The organism is Bradyrhizobium sp. SZCCHNS1050, from assembly GCF_032484785.1.
In the GTDB taxonomy this organism is placed as follows: domain Bacteria; phylum Pseudomonadota; class Alphaproteobacteria; order Rhizobiales; family Xanthobacteraceae; genus Bradyrhizobium.
In genome coordinates this window covers 2,238,584-2,255,514 of sequence record NZ_JAUETR010000001.1, presented here as the reverse complement: position 1 = coordinate 2,255,514, position 16,931 = coordinate 2,238,584, and the positions used below count along the sequence as shown (strand labels likewise).

The following is a 16,931-nucleotide window of genomic DNA, read 5'->3' as shown; positions in this document are numbered from 1 at the left end:
CACGCGGAAGCTCGTCTCCCGCTGCAACAGACTTCACTGATGCAATTGCCGCTTCAGTGCGGCTACCAGCCGCGACGTCTGGAACGGCTTCGACAGCAGCGGTGCCGTGGCGAATTCTTCCGGGCATTGATCGACGGAATAGCCGGTGACGGCGACGAAGGGCACGCCGGCCGCGACCAAAGCGCGCGCGATCGGCGCCGATGTTTCCTGCCCGAGATTGACGTCGAGCACGGCGAGATCGCAGTGATTCCGCTCCAGCAGATGGAGGGCTTTGTGCACGGTCGCCGCCACGCCGACGACCGTGAATCCGGCGGCTTCGAGCTCGACCGCGAGGTCGAAGCCGATCATGGGATCGTCCTCGACGATCAGGAGATGAGTCTTCTCACTGTCGCGCATGATGACGGTCGCGGCAGAGGCGTTGCAGGGGGCACCTCAGGTGCCAGCGTAGTCCGGTCGGCAGGAACTCGACCTCGACCGTTCCATCCAGGCCGGCGCGTACCAGATCGGAAATCACCCGGCTTCCGAAGCCGGTGTGCTCCGGCGGCGCGACCTCAGGTCCGCCGCTTTCGACCCACGTCATGTCGAAGCTGTCGTCGATGCGCGTCCAGCGGACCGCGATCCGTCCCTCGTCGTTCGACAGTGCGCCATATTTGGCGGCGTTGGTGGCGAGCTCGTGGACTGCCATGCCGATCGACTGCGCGGCCTCCGGCGTCAGCTCGATCGGCGGCCCGTCGATCGCGATGCGGTCGCCGATCAAGTCGCTGAACGCCCCGAGCTGCGAGCGGACCAGGCCGCCGAGTGGAATGAAACGCCAATCGTTCTGGATCAGGAGATCCTGATTGCTCGCGATCGCCTGCAGGCGCTCCAGAAAGCGGTTGAGGTCGAGCTGGCGGCCGTGACGGGTCATCTGCCGGGCGATCGCCTGCACCAGCGACAGCAGGTTCTTGCTGCGGTGGTTCACCTCGGCCAGCAAGGTGCGCAACTGCTCCCTTGTCTGGCGCTTGTCGGTGATGTCACGCACGATCTTGGAGGCGCCGATGATGCGGCCGCTGGAGTCCCGGACCGGCGAGACCGTCACCGACACGTCGATGAGCGCCCCATCCTTGCGCAGGCGGATGGTCTCGAAATTGTCGATGATCGCGCCGGATAGGACGGTGGCGAGGATCCGGTCCTCCTCGGCCTGGCGCTCCTGCGGGATGATCGTGCGGATCGAGCGGTTGATCATCTCGCCTTCCGAGAAGCCGAAGATGCGTTCGGCGCTCTTGTTCCAGCTGGTGATCGTGCCGTCCAGCGTCTTGCTGACGACGCCGTCCGAGGACGAGGCGACGATGGCCGCGAGCATCGCCGCCGCACGCTCGGTCTTCTTCGACAGCGTGACATCGCGGATGACTTTGGAGATGCCGACAATCACGCCGGTGCTGCTGCGGATCGGCGAAAACGTGATGGAGACCTCGATCGGGCGTCCCTGCTTGGTCAGCCGGACGGTCTCGAAGCTCTCGATCGCTTCGCCCGCGTTGACCCTGGCGCGCAAGGCGCTCGCTTCTTCCGCCAGCTCGGGGGGGATGATCTCGGAGACGGATCTGCCGATCATTTCAGCCGCGGTGAACCCCAGCATCCGTTCGCTGGCCGCGTTCCAACTGCGGATGACGCCGTCGGCGGTGGTGCCGACAATGGCGTCGGCCGAGGACTCCACGATCGCCGCCAGATAGGCCGTATCGTCGTCGGTTACGCGTGGGGCGGGGGAGGCGCCGGGCATTCCGTGCACGTCGCAGGCTCCTTGCTAACAGGTCGGCAGAGAAGACGCCGTGCACCGGATTACCAACTTGTTTGTGTACAAATGCAAGGGCTATCTCGATCGCTGCTTGTTGTTGGTTTTTCCGGCAACGAGGACAGGACGATTTGCCGTCGGCAGACCCCCTTGGGGCCGTGCGACGTGCTCCAGCTCACGACGGCGAACACGGAGAACGCAGGCATGGGCGTTTTGTTCCAGGAGATCCTGCTAAATTGCCGCCGAACGTTCGGCGCCAGGGGTCCGCTTGCATCCGGACGCCGCCGACCGGGGGGGCGGCTCAACCCATTGGCGAATGTCGCATCAACTACTTCCTCAGGCTGAGGATGTAGCCTGCCAGGTCGGCCGCATCATTCGCACTGAGCGGATTGTTGGCCATCGTCGCGTGGGGAAGCAGGAGGAACTTGGCCAGCATCTCCTTCGTCACGTCATCCCTGGCCGCGATGGCGACGAACGGCCGGGCGCGCCGGAACTTGGTCGGCTCTGTGGCCACGGCGTGGCAGGCGGCGCACCAGCGCTCGGCGAGCTGGCGGCCGTGATCGAGATCCTCGGCGGCCGCCGGGGCGGACAGCAGGACCAGCAGCAGCAGCGATGGTACGGAGGCACGTCGCACGCCCGGCTCTCCTCACAGCGGCTGGTCGTCGTCGGTCGACGGCTGGTCCTGCAGCGAGACGATGTCACCGCCGCCGAACTCGTCCTCTGGCGGCGGATAGACCCACATGTGGTCGCGCACGTTCCTGACGCCCTGGACGCTCTTGGCCGCCACGATCGCCGTGGCCCGCTCCTTCTCGCTGCGCACCGCGCCCGTGAGATGCGCGATACCGTTGCGGACGACGACGTTGAAGCGGCAATGCTTGCAGGCGGCCTGGTCGAGTGAATCGAGGATGGCGTTGCGGATCCCGTCATCGTCAGGGGTGGGGCCTGGAACGGCAGTGGCGAGGTCGGCCACGGTTTGCAGGAAATCCGTATGGGTCACCACGCCGGCCAACCGGTCGCCACTCATCACAGGGAGACGCTTGATGTTGCGCTTCTCCATGATCTCGGCGATCTCCGCCAGGCTGGCATCGACGCTGACCGTGACAGGAGGCTGGCTCATGATGTCGCCAACCGTACGGCCGTGGGAATGGACGAAGTCGGCGCCGATGCGGCCGCGGCCGACCAAGAGGTCGAGCCAGCGGCCTTGCCTGCGTTCGGTGCCGAGCTCGGCGCGGCGCAGGAAATCACCGTCCGTGACCATGCCGACGAGCGTGCCGGACGCGTCGACCACAGGCAGCCCGCCGATGTGGTTGCGCAGCATGATCCGCGCTGCCTCGGCCACCGGGGTTCCGGGCGTCACCGCGATCACGGATCTGGTCATGATTTGATGAGCGCGCATGTCGTCGTCTCGTGCTGCGATCGCAATTGGCGGAGAATAGCTGCGCGGCACCGCGCGCGCTTGACCAGGATCAATCCGAGGTCGTGCCGCCCTATACGATCCTTGACGTCTTGTTGCCCCAATAGCGGTCGCGCAGCAGGCGCTTGTAGAGCTTGCCGGTCGGCAGCCGCGGCAGCTCCTTCTCGAAATCGATCGAGCGCGGCACCTTCTGCCGCGACAGCGACTGCCGGCAGAACGCGATCAGCTCCTCTTCCAGCTCGGGCCCAGGCATGATGCCCGACATCGGCTGGACCACCGCCTTCACCTCCTCGCCGAGATCGGGGTTGGGCACGCCGAACACGGCGGCATCGGCGACCTTCGGATGCGTGATCAGCAGGTTCTCGCATTCCTGCGGGTAGATGTTCACGCCGCCGGAGATGATCATGAAGGTGGCGCGGTCGGTGAGATAGAGATAGCCGTCGGCATCGACATAGCCGACGTCGCCCACGGTGCTCATGCTGCCGTCGGCCGAACGGGCCTCCTTGGTGCGCTCGGGGTCGTTGAAGTACTCGAACGGCGATCCCGTCTTGAACCACACCGTGCCGGCCGTTCCTGTCGGGCACGGCTGCATGGTCTCATCGAGAATGTGCAGGTCGCCGAACAGCACCTTGCCGACGGTGCCGCGATGCGCGAGCCATTCCGCGCTGTCGCAGGCGGTGAAGCCGAGGCCTTCGGTGGCGCCGTAATATTCGTGGATGATCGGCCCCCACCATCTGATCATGTCCTCCTTGACCTGTGCCGGGCAGGGCGCGGCGGCATGGATCGCGACCTCGAGCGAGGAGAGATCATAGCGCGTGCGGATCTCTTCCGGCAGTTTCAACATGCGCGAGAACATCGTCGGCACCAATTGCGTATGCGTGATGCCCCATTGCTCGACCAGTTGCAGGTAGCGCTCGGGGTCGAACGTCTCCATGATGATGGCGGTGCCGCCGACGCGGATGGTGAGGTTGACCGCGGCCTGCGGCGCGGAGTGATAGAGCGGCGCCGGCGACAGGTAGATCATGCCTTCGCGGTAGCGCCACAGTCTTTCCAAGAAGTCGAAGATCGGAAGCTGCTGAACCGGCGGCTGCTCGGGCAGCGGCCGCAGGATGCCCTTCGGCCGGCCCGTGGTGCCGGAGGAGTACAGCATCGCGGTGCCGACGCATTCGTCGGCGATCGGCGTCGCCGGCAGGCCGGCCGTGGCCTCGGCGAGGCCGACGATCCGCTCGCTCTCGCCAAGTTCGTCCCGTCGGCCATCGGCGACGATGCAGAGCTCGATGTCGGGCGCCTCCTTCAGCGCCTCGCGCGCGACGTCGAGCTTGGCGAGGGAGGTGATCAGAAGCCGCGACCGGCTGTTATTGAGGATGTAGGCCAGCTCGCCGGGCGTAAGGTAGGAGTTCACGCAGGTGAAATACAGCCCGGAGCGCTCGCCGGCGCCGCACGCCTCCAGATAGCGGCTGTTGTTCTCCATGAAGATCGAATAGTGGTCGAGCCGCTTCAGGCCGCGTTGGCGGAACAGATGCGCCAGCCGGTTGCTGCGCGCCTCCAACTCGCGATAGGTCACCGCCTCGCCGGTCGAGGCCATGATGAAGGCAGGCTGCAATGGGCGCAGCCGGGCGTGCTTGCCGGTGTACATGTGTCCTCCTGCCGATGCGCGCAGCTCGCCGCGGCGCGGCGCGCAGGCGGGAGGAAGGCGCCTGCCGCGGCACCTCGGCATGGCGACGCGATGCAGACGGTGCTGCCTCACGCGTCCAGGCGGTTTCCTTCCCTGCGCACCATCCCGGCGGGACGGCTCGTTGTTTGGACGCGAATGTAGCGGAGGAGCCTGCGTCTCTCAACATGGCTGTCAGCCGATTGGCTGAGGCGGGAAGGGATGGGCGTGGCCGGGGTTCTGGCATAACATGAGCGCGCATTCCAACGAATGACATCTCAAGACCAAGACATGCGGGGAGAGACCATATGAAATCGGGTTTGCTGGCTTTTGCGGCCGTCGGTGCGCTGCTGGCGGCGGCGCCGGCGTCGGCGCAGGTCAAGATCGGCATCCTCAACGACCAGTCCGGCGTCTATGCCGACTACGGCGGCAAATATTCCGTCGAAGCGGCCAAGATGGCGATCGAGGATTTCGGCGGCGAGGTGCTGGGGCAGAAGGTCGAGCTGGTCACCGCCGACCATCAGAACAAGCCCGATCTCGCCTCGTCGATCGCGCGGCGCTGGTACGACACCGAGGGTGTCGACATGATCACCGAGCTGACGACCTCCTCGGTCGCGCTGGCGATCCAGGATCTGTCGAAGGAGAAGAAGAAGATCGACATCGTCGTCGGTGCCGCGACCTCGCGCATATCGGGCGATGCCTGCACGCCCTACGGCTTCCACTGGGCCTATGACACCCGCGCGCTCGCGGTTGGCACCGGCGGCGCGCTGGTCGAATCCGGCGGCGATACCTGGTTCTTCATGACCGCCGACTACGCCTTCGGCTATGCGCTGGAGAAGGACACCAGCGACATCGTGACGTCGAAGGGCGGCAAGGTGCTGGGCTCGGTGCGCATCCCGCTCAACTCGTCGGACTTCTCCTCCTTCCTGCTGCAGGCGCAGAGCTCGAAGGCCAAGATCATCGGGCTTGCCAATGCCGGCCTCGACACCACCAACTCGATCAAGCAGGCGGCCGAGTTCGGCATCGTCAAGGGCGGGCAGAAGCTCGCCGGCCTGCTGATGACCCTGTCCGAGGTGCATGGTCTCGGGCTGGAGGCGGCGCAGGGCCTGATCCTCACCGAAGGCTTCTACTGGGATCGCGACGACAAGTCCCGCGCCTTCAGCGAGCGCTTCATGAAGCGCACCGGCCGGATGCCGAGCATGATCCACGCCGGCACCTATTCCGCGACATTGTCCTATCTGAAGGCGGTGAAGGCCGCCGGAACCAAGGACTCCGACGCGGTGGCGGCCAAGCTGAAGGAGCTGCCGGTCGACGACGCCTTCGCGCAGGGCAAGGTGCTCGCCAACGGTCGCATGGTCCACGACATGTACCTGTTCGAGGTCAAAAAGCCGTCGGAATCGAAGAAGCCGTGGGACTACTACAAGCAGCTCGCCACGGTGCCCGGCGACAAGGCGTTCTTCACCGCCAAGGAGAGCGGCTGTCCGCTGACGAAGTGATCGTCACACCATCGCCGCCGTCGCGGCGAAAGCCGGGGCGACGGCGATGGGTGCAGCAATCAGCCGTGCAGCATCCGCCACAGGATGGCGATCAGCGCGCCGGCGAGGAGTACGGATGCGGCGAGCGCCTGCACGCCGAAACCGGGGCCGCGCTTCTCCGCGGCCTTCGCATAGGACACCATGTACATCGCGCGACCCGCGATCCAGACGAGGCCGATCAGGGCCGCGATCGGGTCGCTGATATAGATCGCGAACAGCCACAGCGCCGGCAGGAAGATCGGCATCCATTCAAGCGTGTTCACTTGCACGCGATAGGTGCGCTCGAAATCGAGATTGCCGGTGACGGCCGGCGCCTTGACGCCGAACCTGGCGCGCGCTTGCGCGACGCGGACCCCCATGTAGAAATACAGCATGAGCGCGAGCACGGTGACGAGTGCGGTGAAGTGATACATGCGCGGTTCCCCCCTGATGACGGCTTTTCAATATCCCGTCAGCTCGAGATAGCCCATCCCGGTGTGGCTGCCCTTGAAGCTGATCGGTCCCTCCCAATAGGGCACGCGGGTGCCCATCCAGGCCTTGGAGTTGAGCGGCGCGGTATCGATGGCGATGCCGAGCGCTGATATCTCGACGCGCCAGCCGACCGGCAGCCTGCGCTCACCGATCGCAACGATATCCTTTGGCGTCATCACGATGCCCCCGGGGCCGAGCGCGCGCGAGACGCCGTCCGCCGTGATCCAGGTGCCGGACGTGTAGTCGCCATTGCCCTGCCGCATCCGGTACAGCATTAGCTTCTCGCCGCCGGAGAAATGCAGCGCGAACCAGTCCCAGCCGCTCTGGTCGGCGGCCAGCGGCTGGCTGCTCCATTCGCGGTCGAGCCAGGCCACGCCTGTCACCTCGACCGGCGTGTCGTCGAAATTGATCTGGCCGCGGGCGCGGTAGAACGGCTGGCTGTAATAGTAAGACGCCTGGCCGCGCTCGGATTTGCGGCTGTAGCCGCCGATGCCCTGCAGCACCACCGGACGGTCGGCCTCCAGATGCAGCGCGTAGGAGAAGTCCGGCCCGGCGGCCGTCATGTCGAGCGGCGCCAGCGATCGATCGTCGGTCGCGGCGGTGCCGCGCAGCTGCCAGTCATCGATCCAGGCCTGGAACGGCTTGGCCTCGACGCCGGCCTGACCGACGCCGCCGCGCGCGAACTTTTCCGTCGATCGGTGACTGTCGGCACGCGTCACCGCGGCATGCGCCATCCAGAGCTGCTGATTGTCGAAACCTTCGCCCTGCGGTCCCGGCCGGGCCGCCGAGCGGAACAGGGTCCATTGCAGGCCATAGGCCTTGCCGCTGCTATCGCTGAGGTTTGCGGTGACGTACCACCACTCGATGCGGAAATCGTCGTGCGGCCCGTGATCCGCAGGGAAGCCGAACGCTCGTCCGGGCGTCACCGGCGCAAAGCCGTCGGCGCTGTCGCTCAGGCCCGCAAAGCCCTGTGCATGTGCGAGGCGCGGCAGGGCCAGCAGGCCGAGCCCGCCGATCAGGCCGCGCCGCGTGATCGTCGTTCTAGCGCTCAATGGTAAAGGTCCTGACCAGATCGGCCGGCTGCATCCGGGCCAGCCGCAGCACCGGCAGCAACGAGGCGATCACCGCCGCGACCAGCGTGACGACTAGCAGCCGGATGAGCTGCAGCGGGAACACGTCGAACGGCAGCCGCCAGCCGAACGCTTTGACATTGACGATCGCGATCAGGCACCACGCCACGACGAGCCCGAGCGGCAGCGCGAGCAGCGCGGTCAGGCCGGCGAGCGACAGCGTCTTCAACAGCTCGACTTCGGCGAGCCGCCGCCGCGTCAGCCCGATGGCCCATAAGGGTGCGAGCTGCGGCAGCCGCGAGTTCGCCAAGGTCAGCAGGCTGGTCAGCAGCGCGATCGCGGCGACGCCCAGCGTGAAGGTGTTGAGCGCGCCGGTGACCGCGAAAGTGCGGTTGAAGATCTGCTTCGACTCCTGCTTCACGGTGGCCTGGTCGATGACGTTGCGGCCGTCCAGGCCGAATTTGTCGGTCAGCGCGCTGATCAGTCCCGGCACGTCGGGCGGCGCTGCGCGCACGGCCATGCGCGTGATGGGCGTCGCCGGGAAGCGGCGCGTCAGCGCGGCGACGTTGACCGTGATCTGGCCCTTGGGATTGCCGTAGTCGGCATAGATGCCGGCGATCGTGATGCGCCAGTCGCCGCCGGATGCGGGGAGGTCGATGCTGTCACCGACAGACAGATGGAGCCGGCGCGCCAACTGCTCGCTGACGAAGCCGGCGTCGCCGCGCACCAGCTGCTTCCAGGCGCTGTCGCCGGCCTGCAGCAGCGGCCAATGGTCGCGATAGGTGTCGTGATCGGGCAGGCCGAGAATGTCGATCGGCGCGCCCGCCAACTGCGTTTCGGCGCGTCCGCCCGGCAGCACGGCCTGGACATCGGGCCGCGCGCGCAGCCAGGTCTGGATGTCGCGCGCCTGCGCTTCATCCGCGGCGCTGACGTAGACGTCGGCGGCGAGCCGGCCATCGAGCCAGACCAGGAAGGTGCGGCTGAAGGTCTCGACCATCGTGGCGACGCCGACATTGACGGCGAGCGCGAGCAGCAGCGCCATCAGCGCCAGCGACAGGCCCGAGATCTGCTGGCGGCTGTCGGCCCAGAACCATTGCGCCAGCGCCGCGCGCGCGCCGCGCTCGCCGAGCCGCAGCACCAGCTCCAGGATCGCGGGCAGCAGCAGCGCCGCGCCGAGCATCATCGCCGCGAGCACGCCGAAGCCGGCCAGCAGCGACTGCCCGAGCCACAGCAGCAGGCCGGCGGCGACGAAGAAGGCGAGCGCGACCGCGCTCTGCAAGCGCAGCCAGCGCCGCTGTGCCTCCTGCCACGCATAGGGCTGCGCGGTGGAGAGGATCGGCAGCCGCATCGATTTGACCAGGCTGGTCGTCGCGGCTGCGAGCGCGCCGGCGATGCTGATGAGGAGGCCCGCAAACCACCATTCCGGCTGCAGGCTGAGCTCGCCCGGCACCTGCGCTCCATACAGGCCGCGCAGCGATGCCGCCACGTTCGGCAGCAGCGCGGCGGCGATGACGTAGCCGCACACCAGCCCGACGAGCCCTGCCACCAAGGCAAAGGCGATGAGCTCGCCGATCAGCACGCCGTTGAGCTGGCGCGCCGACACGCCGCAGGCGCGCAAGGTGCGCAGCACCGGCAGGCGCTGCTCGAAGGCGAGGCCGATGGCGGAATTGACGATGAACAGGCCGACGACGAAGGACAGCAGGCCGAAGGCGGTGAGGTTGAGGTGGAAGCTGTCGGTCAGTCGCTCCAGGTCGGTCTCGGCCTCCGGCTGCACGAGCTGTAGCCGGCCGCCCGCGAACGACTGCAACGGCGGTCGTTGGACCGACGTCTTGCCGACCAGCAGCCGCGAAATCTGGCCGGGCCTGTCGAGCAGCCGCTGCGCGTCGCTGATATCGACCACGAGCACGCCGGGCGCGAGCTGCTGCTGCGCCATCAAGGGTGGCAGCAGGGCGTCGTTGCTGAGCCGCGGCGCCGTGCCGTCTTTCAGTCCGAGATCGGCCAGCGTCTCCGGCGAGATCAAGGTGCGATGTGGCGGTGTGAGAAAGGCCTCGAGCTCGCTGCGCCCGACCATCGGCGCATTGCCGACCTCCCGGGGGATGCTGAACGGCTCGATGCCGAGCAGCCGCACCGAGTGGCCGTCGATCTGCACGCGGCCCTCGAGCACCGGCGACACCGGCCAGCGGGCGCGGCGCAATTCCGCGAACACGCTCTGCGGCAGCATCTTGCCGTCGGTCGCGACCAGCATCGGCGTGCGCGCGCCGCCGAAGATCGCCGCGGCGCGATCATAGGAGCTGCGCGCCTGCTGGTTCAGCGCCTGCACGCCGCTCCACAGCGCGGTCGCCGAGATCAGCCCGATCAGCAAGGTCGCGAGCTGCATCGGATGCCGGCGCCAGTGGCTGAGCAGCACGGCGAGAATCCACAGCGCGCGCCTCATGCGATGCGCCCGCCATGCAGGTGGACGCGGCGGTCGAGCATCGCCGCGAGCCGCGCGCTGTGCGTCACCATCAGGAAGCCGCAGCCGGTGCGCGCGACGAGGTCGCGCGTCAGCGCCATCACCTCGTCGGCGGTGTCCTCGTCGAGATTGCCGGTCGGCTCGTCCGCGAGCAGCAGGGCCGGCTTGACCGCCAGCGCGCGGCCGATCGCGACGCGCTGCTGCTGTCCGCCCGACAGTTGCTCCGGATAGCGCTTGAGCAGCGACTTCAGCCCGAGCCGCTCGACAAGCTCGGCGTGCCACGCCGGATCGTGCCGACCGGCCAGCCGCGCCTGGAAACTGAGATTGTCCTGAACCGACAGGCTCGGCACCAGATTGAACTGCTGGAACACGAGGCCGAGCCGCTCGCGCCGGACCGCCGCGCGTGCCGAATCGTCGAGCGCCCCGACCGAAACGCCGTCGAGCAGGATGTCGCCGCTGTCGGCGGCATCGAGCCCGGCGATGAGATGCAGCAGCGTGCTCTTGCCGGAGCCGGATTCGCCGGTCAGCGCGACGCGCTCGCCGGAGGAGACGTCGAGGTCGACGCCACGCAGGACGTGGATCGGCTCGCCGCCGGATCGATAGGACTTGGTGAGATGACGGACGCTGAGCACGAGCATGATCGGGGTTGTTGCGTCACAACATAACAAGGGCCAGCGCGAACATCACGCGCTCGTTCTTCATGACGCCCCTGATGTGATGCCGGCCGCGCGCAATCAGGTTGCGAGGGTATCGCGATGCAGCCCAAGAGGGCGGATTCCCGCGTTGCAGCAATAACTTAGCGCGCCAGCCGGTTGCCTGCGAAGCCGCTTCGTGGGTAGCATCGTCAAAACGCCCGGACGACAGGGGCGGATCATGACAGAATGGGGAAGGACCATGGCCGCGCCAACGACGCTGAAGGGCACATCCCGCGCAAGCGCGACGCCGAAAGGCGCCTGGAAGATCACCTTCCTGCTGTTCCTGTTCATGCTGGTGAACTTCGCCGACAAGATCGTGGTCGGGCTCGCCGGCGTGCCGATCATGACCGAGCTCAATCTGAACGCCGAGCAGTTCGGCCTGCTTGGATCATCCTTCTTCTTCCTGTTCTCGATCTCGGCGATCGTCGTCGGCTTCGTCGTCAACAAGGTGCCGACGCGCTGGGTGCTGCTGGTGCTGGCGCTGATCTGGGCGCTCGCGCAATTCCCGATGGTGGGCACCGTCGGCTTCACCACGCTGCTGATCTGCCGCATCATTCTCGGCGCCGGCGAAGGTCCCGCGGCGTCCGTCGCCGTTCACGCGGTCTACAAATGGTTCCCCGATGAGAAGCGGGCGATGCCGACCGCGATCCTGTCACAGGGATCCGCCTTCGGCGTCATCCTCGCCGTGCCCGCGCTGAACTGGATCATCGTGAATCACGGCTGGCACTATGCCTTCGGCGCACTCGGCGTGGTCGGGCTGATGTGGAGCGTGGCGTGGCTGTGGCTGGGCAAGGAAGGGCCGCTGGCGGAGGTCGAGCTCGCCGGCTTGCGCGAGCGGCGCGTTCCCTATCTGCAACTGCTGACGTCGCGGACCTTCGTCGGCTGCGTCGCCGCGACCTTCGGCGCCTATTGGGCGCTGTCGCTCGGGCTGACCTGGTTCACGCCGTTCCTGGTGAAAGGCCTCGGCTTCTCGCAGCAGCAGGCCGGCTTCATCTCGATCCTGCCCTGGATCTTCGGCGCGTGCGTGGTGCTGACCACGGGCTTTGTGTCGCAGACGCTGATGGCGCGTGGCGTCTCCACACGCATGGCCCGTGGCGTGGTCGGCGCGACGCCGCTCGTGATCGGCGGCGGGCTGATGGCGATGATGCCGCATGTCGACGCCGCTTCGGCAAAGATCGCGCTGCTCGTGGTCGGATCAGGATTGTGCGGCTCGATCTACGTCGTCTGCCCGCCGATGATCGGCGAGTTCACCCCGGTCACGCAGCGCGGCGCCGCCATGGCGATCTACGGCGCGCTCTATACGCTCGCCGGCATCGTTGCGCCCCTCGTGATGGGCAAGATGATCCAGGCCTCTGGCAGCCTGCTCGAAGGCTACATGTCCGGCTTCACCATCAATGCTGTCATCATGGTGATCTCCGGCCTGCTGGGTCTGGCGCTGCTCTGGCCCAACAGCGAGCGTGCGCGCCTGCAGGCGCAGCAGGGTGTGGCGCCGGAATTTGCGTGATACAACCCCCGCCCGGGGTCATCAGGAGGCGGCCTCGCATTCACCCGCGTGAGGTCCCGCATGATGCGCCTGTTCTCTCATATGCTGCAGTACTGGCGCGGCGTGCGATGCCTGACGATCGAGGACTTCTCGGGCGCCATCTTCCACTTCAGCAAGGTGGTTCAGCTCAATCCGCGCAACCATTACGCTTACCACAATCGCGGCGTGGCGCTCCAGGGCATGGGCAGCTACGCCAGCTCGATCGAGGATCTTGGTCTCGCGCTCAAGCTCAAGCCCAACGCGCAGACCTACGGCGCCCGCGGCGTGTCACGCAAATTCCTCGGCGACTTCGACGGCGCCATTGACGACCAGACGCGCGCTCTCGCGCTCGAGCCCAGGCTCGCGGCGGCTCATGGCGAGCTCGCGTACCTTCATCATGTGAAGGGCGATCTGGATCGCGCGATCGCCCAGAGCACGACAGCAGTCGGCCTCGCGCCCAAAGACCCGGTCATGCATCGGGGACGTGGCTATATTCAGTTCTGCCGCGGCAGGTTCGAAGCCGCGGCAGCTGACATGGAACGATCGCTCGCGCTCCAGTTCGAGCCCTATGCGGCCCTGTTTCGTTACCTGTCGCTGGCTCGGTTGCCGGGGCGCGCCAAGCCAGATCTCGCTTCTTTCGCGGCGTACTGGGCGGCGGGGCAGTGGCCCTGGCCCGTGTTCGATCTTCTCATGGAGCGTTCGACGGCGCAGCAGCTGTTGAACGCGGCGGCAACGGCTCCAGAACAGGCTGAAGCCTATTTCTACATCGGTGAGTGGCATCTCCTGCACGGCCGCAAAGACGAGGCCGGCAGGGCACTCGAGATCGCGCTGCGCTCGTTGCCACCCTGGTTCAACGAGCATCCCGCCGCGCAAGCCGAGCTTGCAAGGCTTGCCGAGACAGTCGCCGCGGCCAGTTGACGTCTCAGCTCAGCTGGCGCGCACCCCTCACCAGCCGCCCGGGCCGTGCGCCGGTGGCTTCGCCATGCCGGCGTGTCACCACGCCCGATACGATCGTCGCCTCATAGCCGTCGACCTCCTGCATCAGGCGGCGGCCGCCGACCGGCAGGTCGTAGTGCACCTTCGGCGGATGCAGATGCAGCCGGTCGTAGTCGATGACGTTCACGTCGGCCTTGTAGCCTGGCGCGAGCAGGCCGCGATCGTCGAGGCCGACGGAGAGCGCGGTCTTGCGCGACTGCGCGGCGACGACGAACGGAATGGAGAGCTTGTCACCGCGCCTGCGGTCGCGGGTCCAGTGCGTCAGCAGATAGGTCGGGAAGCTGGCGTCGCAGATGATGCCGCAATGCGCGCCGCCGTCGCTGAGGCCGGGCACGCTGCGCGGGTCGCGCAGCATCTCGTAGGTGGCATCGAGATTGCCGTCGGAATAGTTGAGGAACGGCACGTAGAGCATGCCGCGCCCGCCATCCGTGAGCATCGCGTCATAGGCCAGTTCCTCGGGACGACAGCCGCGCGCGCGGGCCTGGGCGCCGAGTGACCGCGCCGGCGGCTGCTCATAGTCCGGCGGATCGCCGAGCAGATACATCTTGTCGTAGTTCGGCTTGAAGAACAGCGGGTCGTCGGTCGCGCTGGCCTGCTCGCCTAGGATGGCCGCGCGCAGCGCCGGATCGCGCATCCGCGCGACGCGCTCATCCAGCGGCAGATGCGCGATCGCCTGGTAGCTCGGATGCGTCTGCAGCGGGTTGCGCGACAACTCCAGCCCAAGCAGCAGCCCAACCGGGCGCGCCGCGATCTGCGCCGTCACCGACAGGCCGCGCGCGGCGGCGGCGTTGATTTCGGCCAGCGTCTGCCGCCAGCGTTGCGGCGCGCGGTCGTTCTGCGTCACCGAGAACGAGATCGGGCATTTCGTCGTGTCGGCGATGCGCAGCATCATCGGCAGGTCTTCGTGGATGGTGGAGATGTCGAGCACGAATTGCAGCACGCTGCGGCCGGCGCCGTGCATGGCCTGCGCGATCGTCGTCAACTCGTCCTCGCCCGCCTTGAGCGTCGGCGTGTAGTCACCGGTCGATGTCCGATGGTTGAGCGTGCGCGAGGTCGAGAAGCCGAGCGCGCCGGCCTTGACCGCATCGCGTGCCAGCGCCGCCATGGCGCGGTTGTCGTCGGCGGTGGCCGGATCGCGGCGCGCGCCGCGCTCGCCCATGACATAGACGCGCAGCGCTGCATGCGGCAGCTGCGCGCCGATGTCGAGATCGAATTCACGCTTGCCGAGCCACTCCATGTAATCCGGAAAGCTCTCCCATTCCCAGGGAATGCCGGCTTCGAGCACCGGTTCGGGGATGTCCTCGACGCCCTCCATCAACTGGATCAGCCGCTGATGATCGGCCGGCCGGCACGGCGCGAAGCCGACGCCGCAATTGCCCATGATCGCGGTGGTGACGCCGTTCTGCGACGACGGCGAGATGTCATGGCTCCAGGTCACCTGGCCGTCGTAATGGGTGTGGACGTCGACGAAGCCTGGTGTCACGAGTTTGCCGCGTGCGTCGATCTCCTCGCGGCCGGATGCGTTGACCTTGCCGACCTCGACGATGCAGCCGTCCGCAATCGCCACATCAGCTTCGTAGAGTTCGCCGCCCGAGCCATCGGCAATGGTTCCGCCGCGGATCACGAGATCTGGCTGCGTCATGGCGTGTCTTCCCCGGGTGTTGTTGTTGGCCGCATCATCGGCCAGGGAACGGTGATGTCAACACGCCGGAAGTGGGGGCAGCGTTGCGAGAGAAGCCACCGCCGCAGTCATGGGGACTGCGCTCATCTCCTGTGTCCGGGCGCTTTGACGATAAGCTTGATAGTTGCGACTAACAGCTACGCCTTGGCCTTCTTCGGCTCGGTGAAGAACGCGAGCACGATCGTCAGCAGCATGAACACGACGGAGGTGCCGAACACCCAGCGCGGTGCGTTCATGTCCATGATCCAGCCGAACAGCAGCGGGCTGACCACGCCGGCGAAGTTGAAGCCGGTCGACACGATGCCGAAGGCGCGGCCGGCGGCACCCGGAGGGGCGGCGTTGCGCACCAGCATGTCGCGCGACGGCGCGATCACGCCGCTCATGAAGCCCGCGACCAGCATGATCGCCGTGAGCAGCACGGTCGGCAGGTTGATGAAAGTGATCATCAGCACCAGCACGGCGTTGATCGCATAGGCGACGGCCGCGACCAGGTTGTGATGGCGGATGCGGTCGGCGAGCTGGCCGCCGGCGAGCACGCCGACGGCGCTGGCGCCGAGGAACGCGGTCAGTGCGATGTTGGCGGTCGAGAACGAGATGCCGTAGCCGTTCATGAGCGCGACAACGCCGAAGCTGGCGATGCCGGCGTTGGACAGGCTGAGCAGCATGAAGAACACGGTCAGCAGCATCAGCATCGGCGTCAGCAGGCTGGGCTGTTTGACCTTGCTGCCGTCGGCGCTGGCGTGATGCGGATGCGGCGGCACCTCGGGCACGTTGCCGACGAGCAGCAGCAGCGCGGCGAGCGGTCCGACCAGGCCGGCCGCGATCAGCGCGCCGGAGCCGCCGACGGTGGTGACCAGCGCCGCCATCACGGCGGGCGCGACGGCGCCGCCGAGATAGCCGGCGAAGGTATGCACACCGAACGCGCGGCCCATGCGCTTCTCGTCCATGTGTGCGGCCAGCAGCGCGTAGTCGGAAGGATGGTAGACCGCGTTGGCGAGGCCGAGCAGCACCGCCGAGACGACAAGGCTGGCATAGCTCAGGTAGACGCCGAGCATCGCCAGCGACAGGCCACCGAGCGTCAGGCCGATCAGCAGGATGCGGCGGGCACCGGCGCGGTCGACCAGATAGCCGACGGGCGCCTGGGTCAGGGCCGAGACGACCGCGAACACGGTGAGCGGAAAGCCGAGCTCGATGTAGCCGACGCCGAGCTTCTCCTTCAGGTAGGGAAACAGCATCGGCAGCACCAGCATGTGCAGATGGCTGACCCAGTGCGCCAGCGAGATCAGCGCCAATGTGCGCAGCGGCGAGGCGGCCCGGACCGGAGCATGTTGCGGTGCGGCGAGAACGTCAGCCATGGTCGATCCGTTGGCCCCCGGCGTCAGCGATGGAAAGGAGGGCGCGTTGCCGGCAAACCGCCGATGCTCCCGAAATCAGGGGCGCGCGCGACACAACGCCACACTATCGTAATGCGGTTCATTGTCCATGAACGCCCGCGCATGGCACCTGCGCGGGATGGCCGGCGGCCGAGGGGCGGCTTCCCTCCGCGGATGACGTTCCAGATGACGTGGGGCGGAGATGTAGGGTGGCAGCTCCAACACCGGTGTCGTCCCTGCGAACGCAGGGACCCATAACCACCGGCGGACGTTTGTTGCGCGACTCGTGCAACGGGCAGCCTG

Annotated in this window: 14 protein-coding genes; 3 read left to right on the top strand and 11 right to left on the bottom strand. The window is 67.0% G+C overall.

Features of this window, described 5'->3' with window-relative positions:
- Positions 1-33 precede the first annotated feature (33 nt).
- The 5 genes from QX094_RS10280 to QX094_RS10260 all read right to left on the bottom strand — a co-directional run bounded on the left by QX094_RS10280 (position 34) and on the right by QX094_RS10260 (position 4,818).
- On the bottom strand, positions 34-396 hold the full coding sequence (locus QX094_RS10280; protein ID WP_315717065.1) for a response regulator: 363 nt from the start codon (positions 394-396) through the stop codon (positions 34-36).
- Positions 383-1,765, bottom strand: coding sequence for a PAS domain S-box protein (locus QX094_RS10275; RefSeq protein WP_316165647.1), 1,383 nt, complete (start codon positions 1,763-1,765; stop codon positions 383-385). Before QX094_RS10275 ends, QX094_RS10280 begins: the two co-directional genes overlap by 14 nt.
- Before the next feature lie 331 nt (positions 1,766-2,096).
- Positions 2,097-2,402 (bottom strand): cytochrome c, encoded by a 306-nt coding sequence (locus tag QX094_RS10270; protein ID WP_315717067.1) that lies wholly within the window; start codon positions 2,400-2,402, stop codon positions 2,097-2,099.
- Positions 2,403-2,414: 12 nt separating this feature from the next.
- Entirely contained in the window at positions 2,415-3,164 is a 750-nt protein-coding gene (locus QX094_RS10265; RefSeq protein ID WP_316165645.1) for a CBS domain-containing protein, read from the bottom strand.
- 91 nt (positions 3,165-3,255) lie between these two features.
- Positions 3,256-4,818 (bottom strand): AMP-binding protein, encoded by a 1,563-nt coding sequence (locus QX094_RS10260; protein ID WP_315717069.1) that lies wholly within the window; start codon positions 4,816-4,818, stop codon positions 3,256-3,258.
- 323 nt (positions 4,819-5,141) lie between these two features.
- Between QX094_RS10260 and QX094_RS10255 the strand changes: the two genes are divergently transcribed.
- Entirely contained in the window at positions 5,142-6,329 is a 1,188-nt protein-coding gene (locus QX094_RS10255) for an ABC transporter substrate-binding protein (protein ID WP_315717071.1), read from the top strand.
- Positions 6,330-6,388: 59 nt separating this feature from the next.
- Here the strand turns inward: QX094_RS10255 and QX094_RS10250 are convergent, their stop codons facing one another.
- The 4 genes from QX094_RS10250 to QX094_RS10235 are packed head-to-tail and all read right to left on the bottom strand — an operon-like array spanning position 6,389 to position 10,999.
- Entirely contained in the window at positions 6,389-6,781 is a 393-nt protein-coding gene (locus tag QX094_RS10250; protein WP_315827924.1) for an MAPEG family protein, read from the bottom strand.
- 27 nt (positions 6,782-6,808) lie between these two features.
- A complete protein-coding gene (locus QX094_RS10245) occupies positions 6,809-7,891 on the bottom strand; it encodes a lipocalin-like domain-containing protein (protein WP_316187893.1) in 1,083 nt (360 codons plus the stop codon).
- Complete coding sequence (locus tag QX094_RS10240) at positions 7,881-10,343, bottom strand: ABC transporter permease (protein ID WP_316187892.1); 2,463 nt, start codon at positions 10,341-10,343, stop codon at positions 7,881-7,883. The genes QX094_RS10245 and QX094_RS10240 overlap by 11 nt, the downstream gene beginning before the upstream one ends.
- Positions 10,340-10,999: an ABC transporter ATP-binding protein gene (locus QX094_RS10235; protein WP_316187891.1), complete on the bottom strand. Its 660-nt coding sequence runs from the start codon at positions 10,997-10,999 to the stop codon at positions 10,340-10,342. Before QX094_RS10235 ends, QX094_RS10240 begins: the two co-directional genes overlap by 4 nt.
- 256 nt (positions 11,000-11,255) lie before the next feature.
- On the opposite strand from QX094_RS10235, the gene QX094_RS10230 reads away from it, so the two are divergent.
- Complete coding sequence (locus QX094_RS10230; protein ID WP_315717076.1) at positions 11,256-12,560, top strand: MFS transporter; 1,305 nt, start codon at positions 11,256-11,258, stop codon at positions 12,558-12,560.
- A gap of 60 nt (positions 12,561-12,620) precedes the next feature.
- The gene (locus QX094_RS10225; RefSeq protein WP_316187890.1) at positions 12,621-13,496 is read left to right on the top strand and encodes a tetratricopeptide repeat protein; all 876 of its coding nucleotides are present in this window, start codon (positions 12,621-12,623) and stop codon (positions 13,494-13,496) included.
- A gap of 4 nt (positions 13,497-13,500) precedes the next feature.
- Here the strand turns inward: QX094_RS10225 and QX094_RS10220 are convergent, their stop codons facing one another.
- Positions 13,501-15,216 (bottom strand): N-acyl-D-amino-acid deacylase family protein, encoded by a 1,716-nt coding sequence (locus QX094_RS10220; RefSeq protein ID WP_316187889.1) that lies wholly within the window; start codon positions 15,214-15,216, stop codon positions 13,501-13,503.
- A 176-nt stretch (positions 15,217-15,392) separates the two neighbouring features.
- Positions 15,393-16,610: an MFS transporter gene (locus QX094_RS10215; protein ID WP_316187888.1), complete on the bottom strand. Its 1,218-nt coding sequence runs from the start codon at positions 16,608-16,610 to the stop codon at positions 15,393-15,395.
- Positions 16,611-16,931 lie beyond the last annotated feature (321 nt).